Source organism: Sphingomonas sanguinis, from assembly GCF_001476905.1.
Classification (GTDB): domain Bacteria; phylum Pseudomonadota; class Alphaproteobacteria; order Sphingomonadales; family Sphingomonadaceae; genus Sphingomonas; species Sphingomonas sanguinis_B.
The window spans coordinates 1-25,083 of record NZ_LDTE01000027.1; the positions used below are offsets into that span (position 1 = coordinate 1).

The following is a 25,083-nucleotide window of genomic DNA, read 5'->3' on the forward strand; positions in this document are numbered from 1 at the left end:
CGTCCAACCCATCACGTCACTCGCTGGCCGCAGCGGCAGGCAACTGGAAGGCCGTGGCCGCGCTGCGAACGAACATCGCCATATAGATGTGCCACAGGGCGATATGGCCGCTCAGGAACAGGGCGATCAGGACCACGATGCAAAAGGCCGAAACCATGTCGGAGACGATCATCAGCATCCGGCGATTGTAGCGGTCGGCGAAGGTGCCTCCGACCGGTCCCAGCAGTGCCTGGGGGAGCAGCGCGGCCAGCCCGGCGGTTGCCAGCACACCCAGGTCGCCGGTCGTGTCGGTGATCCACCAGATCAGCACGAACTGCGTCATCGCCGAGCCGATCAGCGACAGCGACTGTCCGGCAAAGATCGACCAAAAGCGCCACTGCCAGCGGGGACCGGGGTCCACGCCCGCTGAGCCCTGCTCCATCGGAATGGTCCGGCTCATAGCATCCGGCGCAGGACGTCGGTGGCCCGGCCGCGATCGAGGAAAAGATGCTTGAGAACACCCATGACATGCAGCGCGACCAGCACCAGCAGGGTGTAGGCCAGCGTCTTGTGCGCCAAGGCGAACAGCGCGAAGGCGTGGTCGTTCTTGGGCAGCAGCTCGGGCAGGTAGGTGACGAAGAACGGCACGCCGTCACTCTGGCTGAACGAACTGGACATGGCATAGCCCATCAGCGGCACGATGATCGCCAAGGCCAGCATCGCATATTGAACGATGTTCGACAGGATGATCTCCCACGCCGCCAGTCCGGCGGGGTGGCGAGGCAGGGCCGAATGGCGACGTACCACCAGCGCGACGGTACCGATCAAGAAGGCCAGCACGCCGAATTCCTTGTGGACGGGATACATCCATTCGAACTTCGCGGCCGTGCTGTCGGACATCGACGTCACAGTCCAGCCGAGCGCAATCAGTCCCAAGATCAGAGCGGCGCGTATCCAGTGGAGCATCCGCATCGGCAGGGTGTAGCGGTCATGGCGGTTCATTGCGGCGTTCCTTCGGCTTCGGTATCGCCGCCGAGCGCGCGGTAGAGCGCGGCGGCGGCGGTCAGTTGGTCGCGCCTGACGGTCAGCGCAGCCTGGCGCGCGGCATAGGTGGCGCGCTGGGCATCAAGCAATTCCAGACGGCTGGTCTGCCCGGCGCGATAGGCGAGATCGGTCAGATGGGCGCGACGTTCGGCCTGGGCGACGACGGCGCGCTGCTCAGTCATCTGCCGCCCATAGGTCGCCTGCGCCGCAAGCCCATCGGCGACTTCGCGGAAGCCGGTCTGGATCGCCTTTTCATAGGTCGCCACCGCCGTCGATGTGCGCAGCCGGGCGAGGTCGAGATTGCCGCGCAACTCACCGCCGCGAAAGATCGGCAGGCTGATCGCGGGCGAATAGGACCAGGACCGGTTCGCCCCCCGGAACAAACTCTCGAGCGCAAGACTGGCGAAACCGAAAGCGGCGGTAAGGGACACGCGCGGGAAGAAGGCTGCACGCGCTGCGCCGATATCGGCATTGGCGGCACGTAGGTCCTGTTCGGCCTGCGCGATGTCGGGGCGGCGGGTCAGCAGGTCGGAGGGCGTCCCCGTCGCCAGCGCGGTGCGGATCGGCTGCTCCATCAGCGGGGTGGGGGGCAACAGGTCGCTCGGCAGAGGCGCGCCGACCGCGAGCGTCAGCGCATTGGTCGCCTGCGCCAGCTCCCGCTCGCGCTGTGCCAGATCGGCCTGCGCCTGCCGGACCAGCCCTTCAGCTTGAGCCAAATCTGCGCCACTCGCCTGGCCTGCTTGCCTGCGTAGCCGGGTGATGTCGAGCGAGGCGCGCCAGTCGGCCAGCGTCGACCGGGTCAGTGCCAGCTGCTCGTCGGCCAGCCGTTCGTTCCAATAGGCGTCGGCGACCGCGCCGATCACGGCAAGCCGCACCGCGCGCCGGGCCTCTACCGTGGCGAGCCAGCGGTGAAAGGCCGCTTCGTTCATCGCGCGCAGGCGGCCGAACAGGTCGATCTCAAAACTGGTCAGCGCGGCTTGGGCGCTGAATTGGCCGAATTCGAAGCCTGTCGCCTCGCTTCCCGGTGTCAGGCCCACGCCTGCTCCCGCAACACTCGCGGGCTGGCGCTGGCGGGTATAGCCCGCGTCGACGTTGACGCCCGGCAGTGATTGGGCACGCTGCACCCGTATCTGGGCTCGCGCCGCTTCCGCATTCAGCGCGGCGATACGCAGGTCACGATTGGCGTCGAGTGACAGGGCGATCAGGCTTTGCAATCGCGGATCACAGAACATGCCGCGCCATTCGGGCAAGACTTCGGTGCCGCTCGGCGCCGGATAGGCCTCGGCGACCGGCGGTGTCGGCAGGGCGAGGCGGGGCATCATCGAACAGGCGGTAGTCGCCAGCAATAGGGTGAGGGGCAGGTATCGCATCGTCATGCCTCCTTCACCCGGCGTGCGCGCCAGCGTTCGGCCAGCCCCACGACCACCACGAAGAAGGTCGGCACGAAGATCAGCGCCAGCAATGTGCCGGTGATCATGCCCCCAAAAACGCCGGTCCCGATCGCATGCTGCGTCTCCGCACTCGCACCCCCCGCCAGCATCAGCGGCACGACGCCCAGCGTGAAGGCCAGGCTGGTCATCACGATCGGGCGCAGGCGCACGCGGGCGGCGGCGATGGCAGCGTCGACCAGGCTGCTGCCCGCCTCGCGATACTGCTTGGCGAACTCGACGATCAGGATCGCGTTCTTGGCACTGAGGCCGATGATGGTGATCAGGCCGACCTTGAAGAAGATGTCGTTCGACATGCCCCGCAGCATCACCGCCGACACCGCGCCGATCAGGCCCAGCGGCACGACCAGCATCACCGCCATCGGGATCGACCAGCTCTCATAGAGTGCCGCCAGCACCAGGAACACGACCAGCATCGACAGGGCGAGCAGCATCGGCGCCTGCGCGCCCGCCTCGCGCTCCTGCCGCGACTGGCCGGTCCATTCGATGCCGAAACCGGGCGGCAGTTCGGCGGCCAGCCGCTCCATCTCGCGCATCGCATCGCCACTGGAAACACCCGGCGCGGCGCTGCCGGTGATGCTGACTGAGGGATAGCCATTATAGGTCGACAGCTGGAGCGGGCTGTTGCTCCACACAGGTGTGACCAGTTCAGCCAGCGCCACCGTGCCACCGGCTGCGTTCTTCACACGCAGTTTCATCACGTCGTCCAGGTTCATACGGTGGGCTGCATCCGCTTGCACGATCACCTGCTGCAACCGCCCCTTATTGGGGAAGTCGTTGACATAGCTGCTGCCCAAGGCGGTGCCGATCATGTCGCTGATCGCGGTGAACGGCACGCCCAGCGCACGTGCCTTGGCGCGGTCGATGTCCAGTCGCACGCTGGTTCCAGACGGCAGCCCCTCGGCATAGACGCCGGTCAGCTCGGGGCTGCGCTGGGCATAGGCGACCAGCATGTCGCGGGCGGTGAACAGCGCGTGGCGACCCTTGCCCGCCCGATCCTCCAGCCGGAGCGCGAAGCCTGATGACGTGCCCAGTTCGTCGATCGCCGGGGGCATGACGTTCATCACCTGGCCCTCATGCACGTCTCTGGCCATGGCGGCGTCGGCGGCGGCCACCTCCCTTGCGACGTTCGTGCCGCCGCGCTCCTTCCAGTCTTTCAGCATAGTATAGACCATCGCCGCATTGGGGCCGGAGCCGGAGAAGCCGAAGCCCAGGATCGATTCCGTGGTCTCGACGCCGGGTCGGGTCGCCATATGCTTTTCGAGTGCCTTGACGGCGGCCAGCGTGCGCGCGGCGGTGGCGTCGGCAGGCAGCTGGAAGCTGGTCATGAAATAGCCCTGATCCTCCTCGGGCATGAAGGACGACGGCAGGTTAATGGAGGCGATGGCTAGCATCCCGACGATGGCCGCGAAGATCAGCATCATCCGCCCGCTGAGCTTGAGCAGACGCGCGACCCAGCCCTGATAACCGCGTGTCGCCCGATCGAACTGGCGATCGAACCAGCTGAAGAATCGGTTTTTGGACCTCTCCGCATCCAACGGCTTCAGAAACGTCGCGCACAGCGCCGGGGTGAGGGTCAGCGCCAGAAAGGCCGAGAACAGGATCGATACCGCCATCGCCATCGAGAACTGGCGATAGATGGTGCCGACGGACCCGGCGGCCAGCGCCATGGGAATGAACACCGCCGACAGGACCAGCGTGATGCCGATGAGCGCGGGCGTGATCTCCTTCATCGCCTTGCGCGTGGCATCGGCGGGCGAGAGCTTTTCCTCATGCATCAGCCGCTCGACATTCTCAACGACGACGATCGCGTCGTCGACGATGATGCCGATCGCCAGCACCATGCCGAACATGGTCAGCACATTGATCGAATAGCCCGTCGCCAGCATGACCGCGATCGTGCCGAGCAGCGCGATCGGCGCGACGATGGCGGGGATTAGCGTATAGCGGACGTTTTGCAGGAACAGGTACATGACCAGGAAGACGAGGATCATCGCCTCGGCCAGCGTGTGCAGCACCTTCTCGATCGAGATGCGGACGAAGGGCGCGGTGTCGAACGGCGCCGACCATGTCATACCCGGCGGCAGCGAATGGGCAAGCTCGGTCATCCGCGAGCGCACAGCCTTTGACGCGGCGACCGCATTGGCCCCTGGCGTCAGCTGGATGCCTACCGAAGCGGCGAACTTTCCATTCTCGCGCGTGTCGTTGCCGAAGCTCTGCCGCCCCAGTTCGATCTGGGCGACCTTGTCCAGCGTGACGCTCGATCCGTCAGTATTGGCCTTCAGGATGATCCCGGCGAAGTCCTCCGGCGTCTTGAGCTGGCCTTCAGCGGTCAGCGGGACCAGCACGCGCTGGCCGTTCGCGGTCGGCTCGGCGCCTAGCGCGCCGGGTGCGATCTGGACATTCTGCTCGGCGATCGCCGCCGTCACGTCGGTGGCGGTCAGGCCATATCCTGCCAGCTTGGCCGGATCGATCCAGATGCGCATGGCGCGTTCGGCCGAGAAATTCTGCACGCGCCCGACGCCGGGGATACGCTTCAGTTCGTCGACGATGTTGCGGGACATGTAGTCGGACAGCTCGACCTCGTCCTGCCGCCCGTCGGACAACAGGCTGACGATCATCAGAAAGCCCGACGAGGCGGACTCCACCGTCACACCGGTCTGGCGCACCACCTGCGGCAGGCGCGGCTCGATCGTCTTCAGCCGGTTCTGCACGTCGACCTGCGCCATTTCGGGATCGGTGCCGGGGCGGAAGGTGGCGGTGATCGTCGCCGAACCCGAGGTGTCGGCCGAACTCTCGAAATAGAGCAGGTTCTTTACGCTCGACAGCTCGCGCTGCACCAGCGAGACGACGCTGTCGTTCAGCGTCTGCGGCGTGGCACCAGGATAGCTGGCGAAGATGCTGACGGTCGGTGGCGCGACGCTGGGGAAGCGGGCGACCGGCATTTGCGGGATGGCGATGACGCCCAGCAGGACAATCGCGATGGCGATCACCCAGGCGAAGATCGGGCGGTTGATGAAGAATTGCGCCATGGCTCAGCCCGCCGCGCCGCCGCGCCAAGGGCGCTGTTTGACCGGGGTGCCGGGCTGGACACGATCCTGCCCCTCGATGATCACCACCTCCCCGGCGCGCAAACCCGACTGGATGACATAGCGGCCCCCGACCAGCGGTCCGAGCATGACGCGGCGTAGATGCACCCGGTCCTGCCCGCCTACCACGCTGACTTGCGGCGTGCCGTCGCCAGCGCGGGTCACGGCCTGTTGCGGCACGACCAGCGCGGCGGGCATTGTGGCGCGGGGCAGGCGGGCGCGGACGAACATGCCGGGCAACAGTCGCTCGCCGGGATTGGGCACCTCGACCCGGACCAGTGCATCGCCGGTCCCCGGATCGACGGCGATCCCTGAAAACAGGATGCGCCCCTGTCCCGGATGGCTCTGCCCGGAGGCGGTAAGGATCTCGACCGGCCAGGCCGCAGCACCCTGCGCGCGCAACTCGGCATAACGTTCGGCGGGTTGCCGGACATCGACATAGACCCGGTCGATCTGCTGGATCGTCGCCAACGGCGTCGCGTCCGCCGCCGTCACCAGCGCCCCCTCGGTGACATTGGCCGCGCCGATCCGCCCGGCGATCGGCGCGGTGACGCGCGAAAAGCCTAGGTCGATCCGGCGGCGGCGCAAGGTCGCGCGCGCTTCGGCCAGTTCGGCACCGGCCTGCTCGCGCGCGGCGACCGCGTCGTCATAGCTTTGGCGGCTGATTGCATCGGCCGCTACAAGGGGTTTCAGCCGGTCGGCCTGGGCAAGGGCGCGGGCATAGGCGGCACTGGCCTTTTGCACGGTTGCCAGCGCGGTGTCGGCATCAGCGCGATAGGGGGCTGGGCTGATCTGGAACAGTATCTGCCCGGTGCGCACCGCCGCACCCTGTTCGAACAGGCGGCGCTGGATGATACCGCCGACCTGCGGGCGGATCTCGGCCGTGCGGAAGGCCACGACCCGGCCGGGCAGCTCGTCGGCGGCGGTGACCTCGGTGGGTGCGACACGCATGGTCAGTACCGTGACCGGGTCTGCCGGAGCAGCGGGGGCTTCGGCGGAACAGCCACTGAGCGAGGCCGCCATGGCCAGCATGATCGGCAGGGCGGGGAGCGTGCGGCAAACAAGAGATCGACCCATCATGCTGCCGCCTATCCACGCGAGTCGTTGCGCTCGCGTCGAGATTGTGTGGAGATTGTGTGGAGGCGGGCTGGCGGCGGGCGGCGCACCGCTGATAGGAACAAGGCCATGCCCGATGGACCCGCCGCATGAACCCCCTCGCGCTAATTGCCGAGGACGATCGCGACATTGCCGAGATCATCCGCGCTTATCTGGAGCGGGAGGGGTTCCGAACCGTTCATGCCGATGACGGGCGTACCGCGTTGGACCTGCACCTCGCGCTGAAGCCCGACATCCTGCTGCTCGACATCTCGATGCCAATTATCGACGGCTGGGGCGTGATGTCCGAAGTGCGGCGACGGGGCAATACGCCGGTGGTCGTCACCACCGCACTGGACCAGGACATCGACAAGCTCCAGGCTCTACGCATCGGAGCCGATGATTATGTCGTCAAGCCCTTCAATCCGGTCGAGGTGGTCGCGCGGGTCAAGGCGGTGCTCCGCCGGGCGGGCGGCGAGGGGGGCAATGGCGTGCTGCGTGTCGGCCCGGTCGAGATCGACACGACTGCGCATATGGTCCGCACCGAACGCGGCGAAGTCGCCCTGACCCTGACCGAATTCCGCCTGCTCGCCCATATGGCCCGCACGCCGAGCCGGGTGTTCAGCCGCAGCGAACTGCTCGACGCCTGCCTGCCCGGATCGGATGCCCTCGACCGAACGGTCGACAGTCATGTCAGCAAGCTGCGCCGCAAACTGGATCAGGCAGGCGTGCCCGATATGCCCGAAGGCGTTCGAGGTGTCGGATACCGGCTGTGGTCGCGCGGATGAGGAACCGGAACAGCCTGACCCGGCAATTGTCGATCGCGATGGCGGCGCTGGCCTTCGTCGCGGTCGCGGTCAGCACGGCCGCTTTTTACATCGTCTATGCCGTGCTGGAGCGGCTCCGTATCGTTGCGCCGCTGCCGCCTGGGGTGGCGGACACCACGGGTCTGGATGTCGGCATCACCCTCGCGGCCTGCGTCATCGGCGTGGTGCTGGCGCTGGCAGTCGCGGTCCGGCTGGCGCGGCGTATTGTGCAGCCGCTCGGCGCAGTGGGCGAGGCGGCGCGTCGGATCGCCGAGGGCGACCTGACTACCCGCATCGCGCCGGTCCGCGCCGCGCATGGCGAGGCGGCGCTGCTGATTGCCGATTTCAACGCCATGGCCGACCGGCTGCAACGCATGTCGGACGATGTGAAGCTGTGGAATGCCCAGATCGCGCACGAACTGCGCACCCCCCTGACCATATTGCGCGGGCGGCTGCAAGGCGCGAAGGACGGCGTCTTTCCGCTCGATGACGCACTGGTCGTCGGCCTGATGAAACAGGTCGAGGGCCTGACCCGGCTGGTCGAGGATCTGCGCAGCGTCAGCCTGGCTGAGAGCGGGCGACTGGAGCTGGTGATCGGGGACGTCGATCTGGCTGCCGAGTTGGAGGATATGCGACCGATCCTGTCATCCATGCTGTCGCCAGCGGGTTTCGAACTGGAGATGACGTCGGAGGCTGGCGTCGTCCGGGCCGATGCGGCGCGTATCCGACAGGCGGTGGTCGCCCTCGTCGACAATGCGCGTCGCCATGCGTCGCCTTGTACTTTGCGGCTCGCGGTTGAATTCACGAGGAGTGAGGCGGTCATCACCGTTGCGGACAAGGGGCCAGGGTTGCCACCTAAATTGGAGAGAAGCGCTTTTCGCCAATTCGTACGCGGCACAAAGAACTCCGGTGGATCGGGACTGGGCCTTTCCGTCGTTCAGGCTATCGCCCGTGCACATGGCGGAGATGCTATTTATCAAAGAGCCAACGACCGATCTCTATTTCGTATTCTCCTGCCGGCGCCGAAAGGTTGACAGGGACTGATCGCGTTGTAGCCAGCGCAGGCAAGGTGCTTGCACTGCACATCCGGGTCCGGAGCCAAACCTGAATGAACGTCAGAAGTTGGGGAGCGCTCTACGCCGCCTGAACGTCCGGGGATGGGTCATTGAGGTGAAGGGGAGGGCAGCTGCTTTCGCTTCAAACCTAGAAGCTGGGGCAAGCAAGCTGTCCTCCCGCAAGTGGCAGCTGGTTCAGCACGACCATTCCCGTTTCCACATCCTCGAAGGCCAATTTCGGCGCCACCTCATCGACCGCCAGACCTACCGGGAACGACGCTCCGCCGCGCTGGTAGAGTGGCAGAACCTTGCAAGCTGCGCCGGTGCCCTCAAAGACCGCCATGCATCGTGTGGAGAGCGGTTCGCATTAGACTGACAGCACCAGCCAGTTATCCAATCAGAACGCCTGTTCAGGGGAGTTGACGCTGAAGGTCAACCGACCACTTGGGCTTCCTGAGCATCAAGAGCAGCGATGCCGACAGGATGACCAAGACTATCAGCGTGAGAATGGGGATGTCCGCGCTGGCGAAACGGCCAAGCAGCGTGGCGAACAGGGGTGGTCCCATGGCGGCGCCGAGCAGGAAACTAACGTTGTGCCATGCATAGATGCGCGAGATCGCGCGCTCCCCGAAGTATCGCCCCACGAGGATCGAGAGGAGATCGGTTTCGGCGCCCATCGCAATGCCCATCAGCGCGCTCATCGTGACGGCGGCAATGCCGATGGTTTCGACGCGTAGCAGAATGGCTAACGCGGCTGCTGCGCACAGGACGCCACCCGCGCCCACGATCGGAACGGGGAAACGATCGAGCAGCCAGCCGAACACCAGTCTGCCGGCGATCATCGCGACGCCGGCGAGCGACGACAGCATGGCAATCTGCGGCAGCGTGCCGGCCCCACGCTTCAGCATCAACGCGACGAAATTCCCGGTCAGCGCGTAGCTGGTCATGCCGAACAGCAGGAAGACGGCGATGATGATCCAAAAGGCGCCGGTCCGCAGGGCCTGGGCGACCGTCAGGCCCGAACGCACCCTTGATTGATCAATATCGTGAGGATCAGCGGCATCGGCAAAGGGGACGCCTGCCTCTGCCGGATCGTCGCGCACGAACAGGGCGATCAGCGGTAGTACGAACAGGATCAAGGCGACCGCCAGAGCATAGAAGGCGTAGCGCCACTCGAAGGCTTCACTGACATATTCGACCGCCATCGGCAGGATCGCACCGCCTACACCCTGGCCCGCCACCGCGAGGCCGAGCGCGAAGCCGCGGCGGCGGTCGAACCAGGCGGAGAGCGCCTTGATATAGACGATCGGATTGGTAAACGCGCCGACCGCCCCGAACAGGGCGTAGAAGATCATCAACCCGCGCAGCGACGTGATCGTCCCTCCCGCCAGCGCGAGCAGCGCGGCAAAACTAAGGATGCCTGCGACCGCGGTGCGGCGCGATCCGAAGCGGTCGACGGCGATGCCGACCACGGGCACCGCCAGCGTGGTTGCGAGCAAAAAGAGGGACAGTGCCGTCGCCATCGCGCCCTGGGTCCAGCCCAAGGCCCGGGTCAGATGCGCGGTAACGATGCCGAAGGTCGCGACGATCGTAGTGGTCCCGCAGAGCATCAGGGCGACGAGCACGGCGCCGACCACATGCCAGCCGCGATAGACCGGGCGGGTGCTCATGACATGCGTCCTGCCGGGCGAGCGAGGCCCAGGTTCGCCCGGAGCGTGTTGCCCTCATATTCGGTGCGGAACAGTCCGCGCCGCTGCAGTTCGGGGACGACGAGCCGGGCGAAGTCATGCAGGCCGTGCGGAAGGGTCGGCGGCATGATGTTGAAGCCGTCCGCCGCGCCGGCCTGGAACCACGCCTCCATCTCGTCCGCGATCTGCGTAGCGGTGCCGATGACGACCCTGTGGCCGCGCGCGACGGCGACGCGGACGGCCAGTTCACGGATCGTCAGACCTTCTGCACGAGCAAGGTCGAAGAACAGCTTCTGGCGGCTCTGCCAGCCCTCGGTGGGCGGAAGGTCGGGGACGGGACCATCGAGCGGATACTGGCCGAGGTCCGCACCTATCATCGCGGAGGCAAGCCCGATCGCGATCCCCGGATCGACCAGCGCCTGCAGGTCGTCGTGCAGGCGTTGTGCGTCCTCCTGCGTTTCGGCAACGAAGGGCATCAATCCGGGCATCACCACCACGTCCTCGCGGCCGCGTCCCGCGGCGACGGCGCGCTCCCGCACCGTGTCGGCGAACGCGACTGCTTCATCCAGCGACTGTTGCGCGGTGAAAACGAGTTCGGCGGTGGCCGCCGCCAATGCGATGCCGTCCGCCGATGATCCAGCCTGCGCGATCACCGGATGCCCCTGAATCGGGCGTCCGGCTTGTAGCGGGCCCCGGACGCGGAAGTGGCGTCCGTCGTGATCGATCGCTCGGACCTTGGCCGGGTCGAAGAAGCGGCGGCCCGATTGATCGAACAGCAGCGCCTCGTCGTCCCAACTGTCCCACAGCGCCTTGACGACGTGGATGTATTCGGCGGCCCGCTCATAGCGTTCGGCATGGCCGATCTGGGCATCCAGACCGAAATTGCGCGCCTCGGCGTCGGAGCCGGACGTCACGCAATTCCATCCGGCGCGCCCGCCGCTGATATGGTCCAGCGTCGCGAACTTTCGGGCAAGGTGATAGGGCGGCAGGTAGGTCGCGGACACGGTCGCGACCAGCCCGATCCGCTGCGTCGCCGGGACCAGCGCGCCGAGCAGCATCAACGGTTCGAGATAATAGACCGGGGCGGCCTGCGCGGACAAAGGCGACAGCGGCGGCGCGGCGACATTGTCCGCGAAGAACAGGGCGTCGAACCGCGCCGCTTCCGCCGCCTGTGCGATCCGGACATAATGATCGAGCGACACCAGATCGTGTGGTTCTACCGAGGGATGGAGCCAGGCGGCGATATGGTGGCCGACGCCCATGATAAAGGCGCCCAGCTTCATCTGGCGGGGGATGGTCATGACGGTGATCTCTCCGGCGCGCTCAGAACGTGTAGCCGAGCGTTGCGCCATAGGTGCGCGGCGTGCCGTAGAGGATCGCGGCGTTGCCGAGGACCGCTGTACGATTGGCGAAGCGAATATAGTGTTTGTCGAAGATGTTGCGGCCCCATAGCGATGCCTGCCACCGGCCGTCGGTGGACGTCAGTCCGATCCGCGCATCGGCGAGGTCGTAACCCGCGATGAAATAGGCTTTTCCAAACACCGGGTTCGCCACCTTCGGATCGAAATTCTCCGATGACTGGACGCTATAGCCGAGATGCACCTGCAAGCGCGGCAGGCCCGAACCCAGTGCGGTCTCGTAATCGGCCGACACATAGGCCTTGTGACGCGGCGCATAGGGTGTCTGCACGCCGTCGGCATCGAGCACCGTGTTGCCCGCCGTGCCGCCGCCACCCGGATAGCGGTCATACACGCTGTCGTTATAGGTATATTGGGCTGCCAGCGTCAGGCCGGCGACGGGGATGACCGCGATCTCGGTTTCGATACCCTTGGACGAGACCTTGCCGACGTTCGACAGGCTGCTGGCGAGCACCGTGCGGCCGCCGACGGTGGCGTTGACGAAGGTGAAGACCTGGAAATCGTCGAACTTCTCGTAGAAGCCGGTGACGTTGACGCGGGCGCGGCGATCGAGAAAGTCGCTCTTGAACCCGACTTCGTAGCTGGTCACCGTTTCGGGTTTGAAGCGGATGCCGGCGGCGAAGGCGGCGGGGCTGGTCGCCTCGACGTTCCACCCGCCGCTCTTGAAGCCGCGACCGATCGTGCCGAACAACAGCACGTTACGCCGCAGGTGCAGGTTGATGCCACCCTTGGGCGTGAAGAAGGTGTTGGCGAGCGCATCGCGGTAGCCGCTGATCGGGGCAGAGAACAGCCCGGTCGGGTCGGCGGTGGTGATGTCGTTCAGTCGTTTGCGCTCATGGGTCAGCCGCGCACCGGCGAACAGTTCGACAAGCGACGACGGCTGGACGTTCGCCTGGAAGAACCCGGCGATGGAGTCGCTGCTGACCGACGTAGCGAGCGTCGCCACCTTGCCCACGGCGCTACCGAGGCCGAGTGCGCGCAGGCCCGAGCCGAAGGTCAGCGCCTGCCGGTCGCGGTTGTTGCCCCAGAAGTAGAAGACGCCCGCGACGAAATCGTAGCGGCGCTCGCGCGGCGAAGCGATCCGAAATTCCTGCGAGAACTGGTCCGTATATTGGCGCAGGTCCGCGGTCAGGATCGGCGTGGGGCCGGTTTCGTTGTTGAAGTGCAGGAATTGGTGGCCCGACCGCCACGCCGTGATCGACGTCGCCTGGAATCCTCCGCCAACGTCCTTCTGTGCGGTCAGCGAGACGCCGCCCATCCGACGACGCGCCCCATCGTCGACATAGGATCGGATCTCGAACGGATCGCTGCCCGCTGGCGGTACGTAGGTATAGTGGAGCGTCGAATTGTCGTCGTCGGTGAAATCCGCCGCAAGCGTGACATCAAGCCCGTCATTGGGGTGGAGCCGGAGTTGCGCGCGGAACGCGTCGGAGTTGATGCCCTGGTTGCGCTTGCCGAGCAGGACGTTGCGATAATAGCCGTCGCTCTGCACATGGGCGCCGCTGAGTTGCAGGCTGACGTCGTCGTTCAGCGGCAGGTTGCTGCGCGCTGCGATCTGGCGATAGCCGAAATTACCGATATCCGCGGTGATCTCGCCGCCCAGCGTCTTCGATGGTTGGATCGTGGTGATGGAGAGCGCGCCCGCATCCGTGTCCTTGCCGAACAGCGTTCCCTGCGGCCCCCGCAACACATCGACCTGCCGGATGCCCAGCAACGTCAGGTTGTTCATCCAGGACCGGCTGTAATAGACGCCGTCGACATAGACGCTGACGCGCGAGTCATAGCCGGCGTTGCGCGAGTAATCGATAACGCCGCGAATGCCGGTGCGGCCCTGTTCGCTGCCATCGCCGAACGACAGGGACGGCGTGGCGACCTCCACGTCGCTCAGGCGGCGCGCGCCGAGCGTGTCGAGCGCCTTCGCATCCAGGGTCTGGATCGAGATGGGGACCTGCTGCGAGCTCTCGACGCGGCGTTGTGCGGTGACGACGATGTCGGACAGACCCGTCTGATCCTGCGGCCCCGTCTGATCCTGTGGCTGGGCCGCGTGGACGACGGCAGGAACGAGCGCGGCGGCCAGCGTGCTCGCGCGCCATAGCCATGCATGTTCGGAGCCTGGAGCGGCACGTGTTCCCTTGGATCGGCGAGCAGCCATCGACTTTCCCCCATGAACGCATCTGGTGCGGATTAAGTGCTGACACTTATCCTATTAGATCGATGGGGGTTGAAGATGGTTTTCGTTGCGCTGATGCAACTTCCGCTTCGTCTGGTGGCTCAGCGCCGTTGCAGTGCGAACCGGGCCGCTGCCTCCAGTGCCGGTACGGCCATGGCGATGGTCTGATCGATCAGCTCTTCCAGCGACAGCGCGACACGCCCGCGAAACACAAAATTGTCACGCGCGGCCAGCCCGACGATCATCGCAAAATGCTGCTGGGCGAAGCCGAGTTCGAACTGCTCCGCCGTGAGGTTCAGCAGCCCGGCCATCCGCTCCATCAGCGTCACCGCGAGCCCGCGTCGAGCGTTGAACGGATCATCGCGGCGATGCGGGTCGAAGCCGATCCGCGTCGTATATTGCAACAGGAGTCGAGCGTAGCTGTGGTGCCCGTTCGCGTCGACCTGCTCCGACATCGGGAGGAGCACCGCTTCCAGCAAGCTACTAAGATCATCCATTAATCCGCGTTCTTCGGCCAAGCGGACACATTCCTGGCGCCGTGCGACGATGTGCCGCATCCGGATCGCGAAGATGCCATCGATCAATCCGTCACGCCCGCCGAAATGATATTGTACCGCGAATTTGTTCGCCTGACCCGCCGCAGCCGCAATCTCCTGCAGGGACGGCGTGTCGATGCCGTGCGTTCCCATCAGCCGCTCTCCGGCGTCGGCCAGCCGGCGCTTGGAGGGCGTTTCGTCGCCCTCGATGTCGAACAGCGTCACGGGTCTGAGATGGGCGATGAGCTTGGGCATGGCCGGTCAGGATAGAGGCGTCGGGAGATAAATCGATCGTCGTTTTCGGCGGCTGGCTTCGGAGCGGGTTGGCAATGACGCGGAGCGAAGACTGGCGGTGAAGTTGGAGCTTGATCGCGCCCAATCATTTCTATCAAATCCCACCAAATGCATAGGATATGATCGAGGGGCGAGTGCCAATAGGTTCCGCCCGATCGACAAGGGGGTTGATGGATGAAGATCATCGTAGCGGGGCTGCTGGCCAGCGTGTCACCCATCGCGGCCGCAGCCGCACAGGATGCGGGCCGCCAAGCGGCTATCGAACAGACAGAGCCAGGCGACGAGATCGTAGTCACCGGAACGCGCGCGGGCGAACGGACCGTCACGACCTCGCCGGTGCCGATCGACCTGCTGCGCGGCGACGACCTGCGCGCCTCGGGCTATCAGGAGACGAGCGAAGTGCTGCGTCAGCTTGCGCCGTCCTTCTCCTTCGCCAATCCGACGACGCCGGACGGCAATACGCACATCCACTCCGCTTCGCTCCGCGGCTTATCGCCGGACGAGACGCTGGTACTGGTCAACGGCAAACGTCTGCACGGCGCGGCCTGGGTCAATACCGGCGGCACGATCGGCAAGGGGTCGACGCCGACCGACCTCAACCAGATTCCAGCGGCAGGGATCGGCCGGATCGAAATACTGCGCGACGGTGCTTCGGCGCAATATGGGTCGGACGCGATCGCGGGCGTCATCAACATCCTGTTGCGAACGGACACCACGCTCCATGCCTCGGCGAGCGCGGGCACGACGTATGACGGCGGCGGCGACACCTATGAGGTTTCGCTCGGAGGTGGGCTGAAGCTGGGCGAGGACGGCTTCGTCAACGTGACCGGCTATTATCGCGACCATCAGGCGGCGAACCGCGCGCAGCCGGACACGCGACAATTCTATTTCGGCATTTCACCGACGGGCACGCCGCAGCCGCTGTCGTCGCGTTATGGGGCGGGGATCGGGCTCAATCCGCCGGGCGGCGTCGCGGGAACGCGGCTCGACCCGCGCGAGGCGACCGTCGACCGAAACGTCTGGCGCTTGGCCGACCAGGGCGACCTCAAGGACGGCTCGGTCCTGGTGAATTTCAGCAAGCCATTGGGTAATGTCGAACTCTACGGGTTCGGCGGCTATCGGCTGAGCAAGGCGCACAGCAATGCGTCGTTCCGGCGGCCAGGTCAGGACGAGAATGTCCGCGCCATCTATCCGAACGGCTTCCTGCCCTTCGTCGATACCGAGAGCGCCGACTATACCGGCGCGCTGGGTCTGCGCGGCGATCTGGCCGGATGGAAATGGGACCTATCGAGCGTCTACGGCGGCAATCGCATCGCGTATCGGACACAAAACACGCTCAACGCGACTCTGGGAGCCGCCAGTCCCAAGCGCTTCTATAATGGCCGCTACGGCAATTCGCAGTGGACGACCGACCTGACCCTCTCGAACAGCGTCGAGGCCGGGCTGGCTGCGCCGATCGACGTCGCGATCGGTGCCGAATATCGCCGTGACGGCTACAAGATCGGCGCCAGCGAACTCGCCAGCTACCAATATGGCACCGCGCGCATACTGGATGGCCCGAATGCCGGCGCGATCCTGACGATCGGGTCGCAGGGCTTTGCCGGTATCCAGCCTAGCGACGCGGTCGACGTCCACCGTGGTGCGGTCAGCGCTTTTGCGGAAGCGGGACTGGAGCCGGTGCGCGGCTGGACGGTCGATCTTGCCGAACGCTACGAGCATTACTCCGACTTCGGCGACACCTGGAACGGGCAGGCGTCGACGCGTGTCGCGCTGCCGGCGGGGTTTGCCCTGCGCGGGTCGGTCGGCACCGGCTTCCACGCGCCCAGCCTTGCCCAGCAATATTTCAGTTCGACCAGCAGCCGGACGATCGTCAACAACACGACCGGTTTCCCCGAGTTCGTGCTGGTCCGCACCGCGCCGGTCGGTTCGCCGCTCGCCCGGGCACTCGGCGCGCAGGCTCTGAAGCCGGAGACGTCGACCAATTTCGGCGGTGGCCTGACCTATGCGGGTGGGCGCCTGACCGCGTCGGTCGATTACTATCATATCGACATCGACGACCGGATCATGCTCTCGTCCAACTATGTCGATGCGTCGGGCAGCCGCCGTCTGCGCGATTATCTCGCCGGCATCGGCATTCCGGGCGTGACCAGCGTCCGCTACTTTACCAATTCGGTCGATACCCGGACGCAGGGGGTCGACGTGACCGCGGCCTATGCCACCCCGCTGGGCGGCTGGGGCGATCTGAAGCTGACGGCGGCGTACAATTACAACCAGACGCGGCTGCGCCGTGTCGCGGCGACGCCCCCGCAAATCACGGCGCTCGGTATCACCACGCCGCTGTTCGACGTCGTCGAAAGGACGCGCGTCGAGCGTGGTCAGCCGCGCGACAAGGTGGCGTTGGGCGCGACCTTCCGGACCGGTCCGATCACCTTCGATGTGCGCGCCACCCGCTATGGCCGGGTCGAACAGGTAGCGCTCACGAACCAGACTCCCGCGGCGGTCGCGCTGATCGCGCAAGGATCGACGCCCTATCGCACGCTGCCGACCGAGTCCGGGACGCGCGGCAATGTCGATGTGATTCAGCAGCTGGAGCCGAAGTGGGTGACCGATCTCAGCTTCACCGGGCAGGTCAACCGCAACCTGGCGGTGACGGTGGGCGCCAACAATCTGTTCAACGTCTATCCGACCGAGAACATCCAGTCGACCGCAGCGCTGACCGGTGCTGATACGTTCGGTGCCTTTCCCTACAGCGAATTCTCGCCCTTCGGGTTTAGCGGTGCCTTCTATTATGTTCGCGCGGGAGTGAGTTTCTGATGGCGGCGCTGCTCAACCGGCGCGAGTGGATCGCGATGGGAGCGGCGGTGGCCGCGACACCGGCGATCGGGACTGGTCTTGCCGTACGGACCCGGCTGTCGCTCAATGAGAACGCTTGGGGGCCGTCGCCGAACGTCGCGCCCGCCATCCGTGCGGCGGCGCTCGGCGTGGAGCGCTATGTCGAGCAGGCCGAAGTGGGCAGGCTCACCCGGCAGATCGCCCGCCTCGAAGGTGTCGCGCCGGAGCAGGTTGTGATTGGCGAAGTGCTCGAAGCGCTGGGGCTGTTCCTGGCGCGTCGACGCCCGGGTGGTGGCGAGATCGTCTTCTCGGCACCTGGGTATACCGCGCTGGTTGATGCCGCGGCACCGCTGGGTGGTCGGGGTAGGCCGGTGCCGCTCGATGCGCGTCTCGAAAACGACTTGCCCGCATTGTCCCGCGCGGTCGGCGCGGACACGCTGGCCGTGTCGCTGGTGAACCCGCACAATCCCTCCGGCACGGTCAGCGAGGCGGGCGCTTGGCACGCCTTTCTGGAGGACGTATCTCGCCGGACGCTGGCCGTGGTGGACGAGGCATATCTCGAATATGACGATCTCGCCGGGCTGTCGGCGATCCGGCATGTGCGGGCGGGGCGTAACGTGCTCGTGTTTCGCACGCTCGCCAAGATCTATGGGCTGGCGGGGCTGTCGATCGGATACGCCGTCGCGCAGGCGCCGCTGGCGACCGCCTTGCGGGCGGCCGGAATCGGCACGCCTCATTCCCTGTCTCGCCCCGCGCTTGCAGCCGCAGGCGCGGCGCTGGGGGATCAGGCGCATGTCGCCATGGTGCGCGACCGGACGGCGGTGGAGCGGCGGCGGCTCCACACGAGGCTCGATGCGTTAGGGCTGCGTCACACCGACGCGCGCGGCAATTTCGTCTTCTTCCACACGCCCGCAGCAGGCCGCATCCGCGCTGCGGCGGCGATGGCAGGCGTCGAAATCGCCAGGCCGTTCCCCCCGCTCGATGACTGGGTACGCGTGACGGTCGGACAGCCGGCGGAGAACGACCGCTTTCTTGCCGTGCTGCGGCAGGTGATCGGATGACGAGCGCGCCGGATCTGGCGGCGATCGCCGGTGGCCTGAGCGATGTCCGTGACGACTGGCGTGCCCGGCACCGCAACGGCGCCGACCAAGGCGTCGATGACTTCCCATCGCGGCGACGGATCGAGAGCATCGTTGCTGACCTCAAGGGTGCACTGTTTCCGTTGCGACTGGGCCCGGAGACGGTCCGCCCGGAGAATGAGCGAGCCTATGTCATCGAGACGCTTGGCCGAGCGCTGCGCCAGCTTCGCGGTGAGGTGCGCCTGGAACTGGCGTACCGCGATGAGGCGACGGGCGGGGCGGACGCACGGGCCGGCCGCATCATAGCCGCGTTCGGAGGGGACTTGCCGAATATCCGCCGGCTTCTTGACGGAGACGTTGAGGCGGCTTTCGCTGGCGACCCGGCGGCGGGCAGCGTGGACGAGGTGTTGCTTTGCTATCCCGGCGTGCGGGCGATGATCCATCATCGTATCGCGCACCGGCTCCACCGGCTCGGCGTCCCGCTCGTCGCGCGGATCATTGCCGAGCTGGCGCATTCGGCCACGGGCATCGACATCCATCCCGGCGCCGCGATCGGGGAGCGTTTCTTCATCGACCATGGCACCGGGGTCGTCATCGGTGAAACGGCCGTGATCGGCAGCCACGTGCGCCTGTATCAGGCGGTGACGCTGGGTGCGCGCAGCTTCCCGGCTCAGGAGGATGGCTCGCTGGTCAAGGGCTTGCCGCGTCACCCGATCGTCGAAGACCACGTGGTGATCTACGCCGGCGCGACGGTGCTGGGCCGAGTCACGATCGGCGCGGGGGCGGTGATCGGCGGCAGCGTGTGGCTGACCGAGAGCGTGCCGCCTGGCGCCGTCATCCACCAGGCTTTCGCGGAGCGCGAGACGGTGGGGAGTGCCGTACCGATTGGCCATGTCACCGAAGCCGCGCGCGTCGCCGCAAATCATGGGGAGACAGCATGAACCAGTATCGCCCACACACTTTTGTCCAAGCAGCAACCACCGCTCGACCGGTACGATGCCTGATCATACCCGGGCTGAACGGCTCAGGCCCGGATCATTGGCAGACACGCTGGCAGCAATGTCGCGACAATTGCGTTCGCGTCGATCTGGGGGATTGGGAATCGCCCACCCGCGCTCGTTGGGTGACCGCGATCGCAGACGCGGTGACGGAGGCCGACGCTCCGGTCGTACTGGTGGGGCATAGCCTCGGCTGCCTCGCCATCATCTGGTGGGCCGCGCGAGCACGATCGGCGGAGCGAACCAAGGTCCTGGGTGCTATGCTGGTCGCGCCGCCCGATGTGGGGCAGCAGGGCTGCGACCTGCGCCTGCTCCGCTTCGCGCCCTTACCACCCGGTCCGCTGCCATTCCCGACCCTCGTCGTGGCCAGCGCCGACGATCGTTATGCGAGTCTCACGCGGTCGCGTAAACTGGCTCAAGACCTGGGGGCGACCTTCGCCGATATCGGTCGCGCGGGGCATATCAACGCGCTGTCCGGCCTAGGCGATTGGCAAGAAGGGCAGGCGCTGCTTGGATCGCTGCTAGCGCGATAGGCAAATCGCGGTGTCGCGGTGCACGGCCCGATTGGCTGGCTTGCGCAAGCCGCGAACGCCAAGCTGCTGCATCAGCGGGACGCGACCTCTATCCATTTCCCGAGCCTTTCGACGGCTTCATCCAGCACGTGGTCGGCTTTGGCAAAGCACAGCCGCAGCAAGCCGGAAGGGACGCGTGAACTCATGTAGAATGGCGAGAGGGGAATCGCTGCGACACCGGCTTCCGCAATCAGTCGATCCGACAACGCCGTGTCCCTCTCGGCAAAGCCCGAGGCGGCCAGATCGATCGTGACGAAATACGTGCCCTCACTCGGCAGCATCTCGAACCCGGCGGCGCGGAGGGCCGTCACCAGCCGCTCCCGCGACCGTGCGAGCGACGCGCGGGCGTCCGCGAAGAAGGCATCGGAATAGCCTAATCCCTCGGCAACCGCCGATTGCAGGTTGGGCGGCGTCGAGAAGGTGAGGAACTGGTGCGCCCGTCCGATCGGCCCCAACAGATGCGGCGCGGCCATGACGAAACCGACCTTCCAGCCGGTCACGCCGAAAATCTTGCCGGCGGAGCCGATTTTCACCGTGCGAGTCGCCATGCCCGGCAGGCTGATCAGGGGTATGTGCTGCCGGGCGTCAAACACGACATGCTCCCACACCTCGTCGCAGATCGCGATAAGGTCGTGCCGGACGCACTGCCGCGCCACCGCCTCCAACTCCGCGCGCGAGAAGACCCGGGCGGCAGGATTATTGGGGTTGTTGAAGAGAACCGCCCGCGTTCGTGGACCGATGGCGGCCGCCAGATCGTCCTCGACGATGCGCCACGCCGGCGGATGGAGCGTTACCGGCCGCAGCATCCCACCCGCCCGTTCGATCAACGGACGATAGGCGTCGTACATCGGCTCGAACACCACCACCTCGTCGCCGGGAGAAACGATCGCCAGGAGCGCCGCGGCAATGGCCTCGGTCGCGCCGGAGGTGACGATCACGTCGTCGGGGGAGAGGTCGAGCGACTGGAAGCGCCGGTAATGCTCCGCCACCGCGCCACGAAGTGCGGGCAAACCCAGTGACGGCGGATATTGATTAGGCCCGGTCAGCACGGCCCGTGCCGCCGCCTCCAACAGGTCCGGTGGGCCGATCGTATCGGGGAACCCCTGGCCCAGGTTGATCGCCCCGCATGCGCGCGCACGGCGCGAGGTCTCTTCGAAGATCGTGGTGACCGCGTTGGCGTAGACTGGGTTCATCGAGACCTTCATGCCCGGTTTATCGCCGGGGCGGTAGCTCCCAGCCGCCGGATCCCCCGCGACAGTCCGGCCGCCCCCACGAAGTTCGCACCCCCATCGCCCGCCATCGAAAACCGAAACTTTCGGGGGTGCAAGAATTGCCCGCTTATATTCCCATCGGTTCGGTGGATTATAAGCCTTCTAAGGAGATCGATGATGTCGCTCAAGCTCGGAGATATCGTTCCCAACTTTACCCAGGCATCGACCGAGGGGCCGCTCAACCTCTATGAATGGGCAGGCGATCGCTGGGTCGTCCTCTTCTCGCATCCCAAGGATTTCACGCCGGTCTGCACCACCGAACTGGGCGCGGTCGCGGCACTCGTGCCGGAGTTCGCCCGGCGCAACGTGGCGGTGCTAGGCCTGTCCGTCGACACGCTCGATAGCCACCAGCGCTGGGCGTCCGACATCGCCGAAACGCAGGGGCATGCGCTCAACTTTCCCCTGATCGCGGACGACGACCGCAAGGTCGCGACGCTGCTCGATCTCATTCACCCCGCCGCGTCAGACACCACGACGGTGCGCACCGTTCTGGTGATCGATCCCGCGCGCAAGCTGCGCCTCTCGCTCACCTATCCGGCGTCCACGGGTCGCAATTTCGCCGAGATCCTGCGCACGATCGACAGCCTGCAGCTGACCGACTCGCACAAGGTAGCGACACCGGCGAACTGGCAGCAGGGCGACGATGTCATCATCGTGCCTTCGGTCGACAATGACGCGGCCAGGGCGCTGTTCCCGAACGGCTGGACCGAGGTAAAGCCCTATCTGCGTACGGTCAGGCAACCCGCATGAGCGATGTGTTGCGCAGCGTGACGGAGGTTGACGGGGTGCATGTCGATCCCGACCGATCCATCGATTTTCCTCGGCAAATCGATCTTGTCATCGACCGGTTGCGCGTCGCTCGCGAGGATTGGCGTACTGCGCACCCAGCCCATGCTGAGCATGGCGCGCAATTTCCCTCGCGCCAGGCGCTCAAGCGCATCACGCGCGAGCTCGGCACCGCGTTGTTCCCGTTGCGGCTTGGCCCGGCGGAGATCACCGCGTCCAACGAGAATGCCTTCGTCGCCGCGTCGCTCGAGCCCCTGCTGGCGCAGCTGCAAGCCCAGATCGATATAGAGTTGCGCTATGCTGCGCCGGAGACGACGGACGGCAGGGCCATCGCCGCAACATCGGAGAGACTGATCGGCAGCGTCGCCGCCAATCTCCCCGCGCTGCGCCGGCTGCTCGACCGCGATGTCGAGGCCGCCTATGCCAGCGATCCGGCCGCACGTAGCGTGGATGAAGTGCTGGCGGCCTATCCCTCGCTCACTGCCGTCATACACCATCGGCTGGCGCACCTGCTGCATCGCCTGGGCGTTCCGCTGGTGGCCCGCATCATTGCCGAGCTGGCGCACGATCAGACCGGGATCGACATCCATCCCGCGGCCCGGATCGGGCAGGGCTTCTTCATCGATCATGGCACCGGCGTCGTGATCGGCGAAACGGCCGTGCTCGGCGACCGAGTGCGGCTATACCAAGGCGTGACACTCGGCGGCGACCCCGATCTGTTCAACGCTCCGCCGGGTACGCCCCGCCACCCCATCGTGGGCGACGACGTCGTGATCTTCGCCAACGCCGCCATCGTCGGCCGGGTGACCATCGGCGCCCGTTCGCGGATCGGCGGCAATGTGTGGCTGCGAAACGACGTGCCGCCCGACACGCTGGTCGAAGCGCCTAAGCCGATCTTCAGTCCGATCGGCGACCGCCAGGGTAAGTAAGCTTGTACGGCAACGGTCATTCTCTACGGCGCACATTGGCCCATCGAACATCGTGATCAAAGCCATCGAGAGCCTTGGTGTCGGTATCCAGCCGAAATCGGCTTATGGTGCGGCCGTAATGGATCAGATACAGTAAGGGCGATCGCTTGTTCGGACGGACCGTATCGACGCCCGATGACGCTCATCCTGTCAAGCGAACGGGCTGACCGGCGATTAGCGATCTTCTATCCGAACCCTGCACCGTCAAGGTAATGCTCAGCTTGGATTGGCCGGCTGGGGGGTGACCGTCTTGGGCGTCAAGCTCGTCGATTGTCAAAACGCCTTGAACAACCGATGGCGCGCTGATCATCCGGATGGGGCAACATTTACGTGATGCAGGGTCCATGGGCGCAGCCCGTGCGCGTCGGGTTATTGCCGGATGTCTGCTCTAGCCAAACCTGTCTTTCGACAAGTTGGGAGTGAATCGCGGGAATGTCCCACTTCGTGTCGCGCGAGCCCCTGCGGATCCGGGGGGGGGCTTGATCAATTCACACGAACGAATGAGCGGAGTTGGGAAGCGCAGCAGGACCGCTGAATGGCCGCATGTGGGTCGTCTACTTCGTGACGGAAGGGTAGGGCGGCTGCTCCCGCCCGGTTGCGGACATTCGATAGCGGAAGCGATAAGGGCGTATGAGCAACGATCACTGGACGTTCGCGCAATGGGAAGAGAACACGGTTGAGAAAATCGCCAACGCTGCGTCTTCCGCCGACATCGAGCATAGGGCCGACTACCTTAGGGTCCAGATAAAGTTAGCGATCCGACAGGCACTGCGGCACGGGCGGTCGGGTCAATCTGATGACGATCCTGTCGTCTCTTGAACGTCCGCTTCCCCCCATGGGCGACACATAGTCAGCCCAGCATTTGGGTCACTGCCTCGGTCTCGCGTGATGAACGAATGGCAGAAAGCGGGATGCGATCTGGCAGCTTCGAACGACGGCTATTGGGTCAGAACGCTGATCGAGCAGGCATGCTCGCTTCCGAAATCCGAGCTGATAGGCGTTGCCAAGGTGTATTGGGATTTGGAAGCAAGAAACGGGACGCCAGCATCGGCTGCTGGCCCTAAATGAGCAAAGATCCCGGTGGAGACGTTTCTATGTCGTTTCGTGTTCAGGGGCTCGCCCCTCAAGAGTTCATGCACCTTTACGGCCTGTCGGATGACGAGCTTGCCCAAATTGGAGCGCAGCGGTTCATCGTGAACGATAAGCCCGGTTTCCCCGACCGCGTCGAGGTAAGGGACCTCGACATCGGTGATGCGGCCATCCTTCTCAACTACGAGCATCAACCCGCTGACACACCCTACCGGTCGCGGCATGCCATCTTCGTGCGCGAGGGAGCGCAGCAGGCCCTTGATGTGGTCGATGAGGTTCCGGAGGTGATCCGCATACGTCCCATCTCGCTGCGGGCCTTCGATGCAGCCGGCCACATGCTGCACGCCGAACTGGAGGATGGCAGCAAGCTCGAGCCGCTGATCGTGCGCTTCCTTGCCGACCCCGAGGTCGCGTACCTCCATGCGCATTATGCCAAGCGAGGCTGCTATGCGGCTCGTATCGTCCGAGCCTGAACGAGCGTCTGCTTCTGGAAAGCCACCAAGGGCACCGGAATGACCGGAACTGGGTCGTTGCGGCGAAGGGGAGGGCGGCAGCTCTCGACCCAATTGTCGCCGTCCAAACGTCCCTTTCGTCATCCAAATGCCGGCCGTTCGTTGATCACGGAAAATGGCAGTCCAAGTTCGCCTAGCTCGAGCCCGAAGGAAGAGGGAGGCGAAAATGTTAGAATGCGTGGCGCAATTGAACGCTCTGCCGGGTTGCCATTTTTCCAAGAAAACAATCACTTTTAGCATCGTGCTGAACCATCATACAGATGCGGCTATTCTGAATGTTTTACGCCATTTTGGGTGTGCACCGCCTAATGCAAAATGACATATGTGAGGGGCTGAATTAGGGCTGAGACTCAA

20 protein-coding genes are annotated in these 25,083 nt (G+C 65.3%); 10 read left to right on the forward strand and 10 right to left on the reverse strand.

Annotated elements, in window-relative coordinates:
• Window positions 1–16: 16 nt before the first annotated feature.
• Genes SB4_RS05585 through SB4_RS05605 form a run of 5 tightly spaced genes read right to left on the reverse strand, consistent with a single transcriptional unit; the run spans window position 17 to window position 6,640 of the window.
• Window positions 17–439, reverse strand: a complete 423-nt coding sequence (locus SB4_RS05585) for an MFS transporter (RefSeq protein WP_058751766.1) — start codon at window positions 437–439, stop codon at window positions 17–19.
• Window positions 436–981, reverse strand: coding sequence for a cytochrome b (locus SB4_RS05590; protein WP_058751767.1), 546 nt, complete (start codon window positions 979–981; stop codon window positions 436–438). The genes SB4_RS05585 and SB4_RS05590 overlap by 4 nt, the downstream gene beginning before the upstream one ends.
• Window positions 978–2,393 (reverse strand): efflux transporter outer membrane subunit, encoded by a 1,416-nt coding sequence (locus tag SB4_RS05595; RefSeq protein ID WP_058751768.1) that lies wholly within the window; start codon window positions 2,391–2,393, stop codon window positions 978–980. The genes SB4_RS05590 and SB4_RS05595 overlap by 4 nt, the downstream gene beginning before the upstream one ends.
• 2 nt (window positions 2,394–2,395) lie before the next feature.
• Entirely contained in the window at window positions 2,396–5,503 is a 3,108-nt protein-coding gene (locus SB4_RS05600) for an efflux RND transporter permease subunit (protein WP_153006085.1), read from the reverse strand.
• Window positions 5,504–5,506: 3 nt separating this feature from the next.
• Window positions 5,507–6,640 carry an efflux RND transporter periplasmic adaptor subunit gene (locus SB4_RS05605; protein ID WP_082669998.1) on the reverse strand — a complete coding sequence of 378 codons (1,134 nt, stop codon included), beginning with the start codon at window positions 6,638–6,640 and terminating at the stop codon, window positions 5,507–5,509.
• A 125-nt stretch (window positions 6,641–6,765) separates the two neighbouring features.
• Here SB4_RS05605 and SB4_RS05610 point away from each other — a divergent pair, with 125 nt between their 5' ends.
• Both SB4_RS05610 and SB4_RS05615 read left to right on the forward strand, forming a co-directional pair.
• Window positions 6,766–7,443 (forward strand): response regulator, encoded by a 678-nt coding sequence (locus SB4_RS05610; RefSeq protein WP_058751770.1) that lies wholly within the window; start codon window positions 6,766–6,768, stop codon window positions 7,441–7,443.
• The gene (locus SB4_RS05615; RefSeq protein WP_153006086.1) at window positions 7,440–8,495 is read left to right on the forward strand and encodes an ATP-binding protein; all 1,056 of its coding nucleotides are present in this window, start codon (window positions 7,440–7,442) and stop codon (window positions 8,493–8,495) included. The genes SB4_RS05610 and SB4_RS05615 overlap by 4 nt, the downstream gene beginning before the upstream one ends.
• A 431-nt stretch (window positions 8,496–8,926) precedes the next feature.
• Here the strand turns inward: SB4_RS05615 and SB4_RS05625 are convergent, their stop codons facing one another.
• From SB4_RS05625 to SB4_RS05640, 4 genes are all read right to left on the reverse strand, one after another.
• Entirely contained in the window at window positions 8,927–10,186 is a 1,260-nt protein-coding gene (locus SB4_RS05625; RefSeq protein WP_058751773.1) for an MFS transporter, read from the reverse strand.
• Window positions 10,183–11,505 (reverse strand): LLM class flavin-dependent oxidoreductase, encoded by a 1,323-nt coding sequence (locus SB4_RS05630; RefSeq protein ID WP_058751774.1) that lies wholly within the window; start codon window positions 11,503–11,505, stop codon window positions 10,183–10,185. Before SB4_RS05630 ends, SB4_RS05625 begins: the two co-directional genes overlap by 4 nt.
• Window positions 11,506–11,527: 22 nt before the next feature.
• The gene (locus SB4_RS05635) at window positions 11,528–13,774 is read right to left on the reverse strand and encodes a TonB-dependent receptor (protein WP_082670000.1); all 2,247 of its coding nucleotides are present in this window, start codon (window positions 13,772–13,774) and stop codon (window positions 11,528–11,530) included.
• Between the two features lie 119 nt (window positions 13,775–13,893).
• Entirely contained in the window at window positions 13,894–14,583 is a 690-nt protein-coding gene (locus SB4_RS05640) for a TetR/AcrR family transcriptional regulator (RefSeq protein WP_058751775.1), read from the reverse strand.
• A 213-nt stretch (window positions 14,584–14,796) separates the two neighbouring features.
• On the opposite strand from SB4_RS05640, the gene SB4_RS05645 reads away from it, so the two are divergent.
• The 4 genes from SB4_RS05645 to SB4_RS05660 are packed head-to-tail and all read left to right on the forward strand — an operon-like array spanning window position 14,797 to window position 20,064.
• Complete coding sequence (locus tag SB4_RS05645; RefSeq protein WP_058751776.1) at window positions 14,797–17,436, forward strand: TonB-dependent receptor plug domain-containing protein; 2,640 nt, start codon at window positions 14,797–14,799, stop codon at window positions 17,434–17,436.
• On the forward strand, window positions 17,436–18,515 hold the full coding sequence (locus SB4_RS05650; protein WP_082670001.1) for a pyridoxal phosphate-dependent aminotransferase: 1,080 nt from the start codon (window positions 17,436–17,438) through the stop codon (window positions 18,513–18,515). Before SB4_RS05645 ends, SB4_RS05650 begins: the two co-directional genes overlap by 1 nt.
• Window positions 18,512–19,474 (forward strand): serine O-acetyltransferase EpsC, encoded by a 963-nt coding sequence (gene epsC, locus SB4_RS05655; RefSeq protein WP_058751777.1) that lies wholly within the window; start codon window positions 18,512–18,514, stop codon window positions 19,472–19,474. The genes SB4_RS05650 and epsC (SB4_RS05655) overlap by 4 nt, the downstream gene beginning before the upstream one ends.
• Window positions 19,471–20,064 (forward strand): RBBP9/YdeN family alpha/beta hydrolase, encoded by a 594-nt coding sequence (locus tag SB4_RS05660; RefSeq protein ID WP_082670002.1) that lies wholly within the window; start codon window positions 19,471–19,473, stop codon window positions 20,062–20,064. The genes epsC (SB4_RS05655) and SB4_RS05660 overlap by 4 nt, the downstream gene beginning before the upstream one ends.
• 71 nt (window positions 20,065–20,135) lie before the next feature.
• Here the strand turns inward: SB4_RS05660 and SB4_RS05665 are convergent, their stop codons facing one another.
• The gene (locus tag SB4_RS05665; RefSeq protein WP_241488495.1) at window positions 20,136–21,308 is read right to left on the reverse strand and encodes an aminotransferase; all 1,173 of its coding nucleotides are present in this window, start codon (window positions 21,306–21,308) and stop codon (window positions 20,136–20,138) included.
• Between the two features lie 183 nt (window positions 21,309–21,491).
• Between SB4_RS05665 and SB4_RS05670 the strand changes: the two genes are divergently transcribed.
• The 4 genes from SB4_RS05670 to SB4_RS05685 all read left to right on the forward strand — a co-directional run bounded on the left by SB4_RS05670 (window position 21,492) and on the right by SB4_RS05685 (window position 24,690).
• Window positions 21,492–22,124: a peroxiredoxin gene (locus tag SB4_RS05670; RefSeq protein WP_058751783.1), complete on the forward strand. Its 633-nt coding sequence runs from the start codon at window positions 21,492–21,494 to the stop codon at window positions 22,122–22,124.
• Entirely contained in the window at window positions 22,121–23,089 is a 969-nt protein-coding gene (gene epsC, locus SB4_RS05675) for a serine O-acetyltransferase EpsC (protein WP_082670003.1), read from the forward strand. The genes SB4_RS05670 and epsC (SB4_RS05675) overlap by 4 nt, the downstream gene beginning before the upstream one ends.
• 927 nt (window positions 23,090–24,016) lie before the next feature.
• Window positions 24,017–24,196, forward strand: a complete 180-nt coding sequence (locus SB4_RS19475) for a hypothetical protein (protein ID WP_153006087.1) — start codon at window positions 24,017–24,019, stop codon at window positions 24,194–24,196.
• Between the two features lie 26 nt (window positions 24,197–24,222).
• The gene (locus SB4_RS05685) at window positions 24,223–24,690 is read left to right on the forward strand and encodes a DUF1203 domain-containing protein (RefSeq protein ID WP_058751779.1); all 468 of its coding nucleotides are present in this window, start codon (window positions 24,223–24,225) and stop codon (window positions 24,688–24,690) included.
• The last annotated feature ends 393 nt before the right edge of the window (window positions 24,691–25,083 follow it).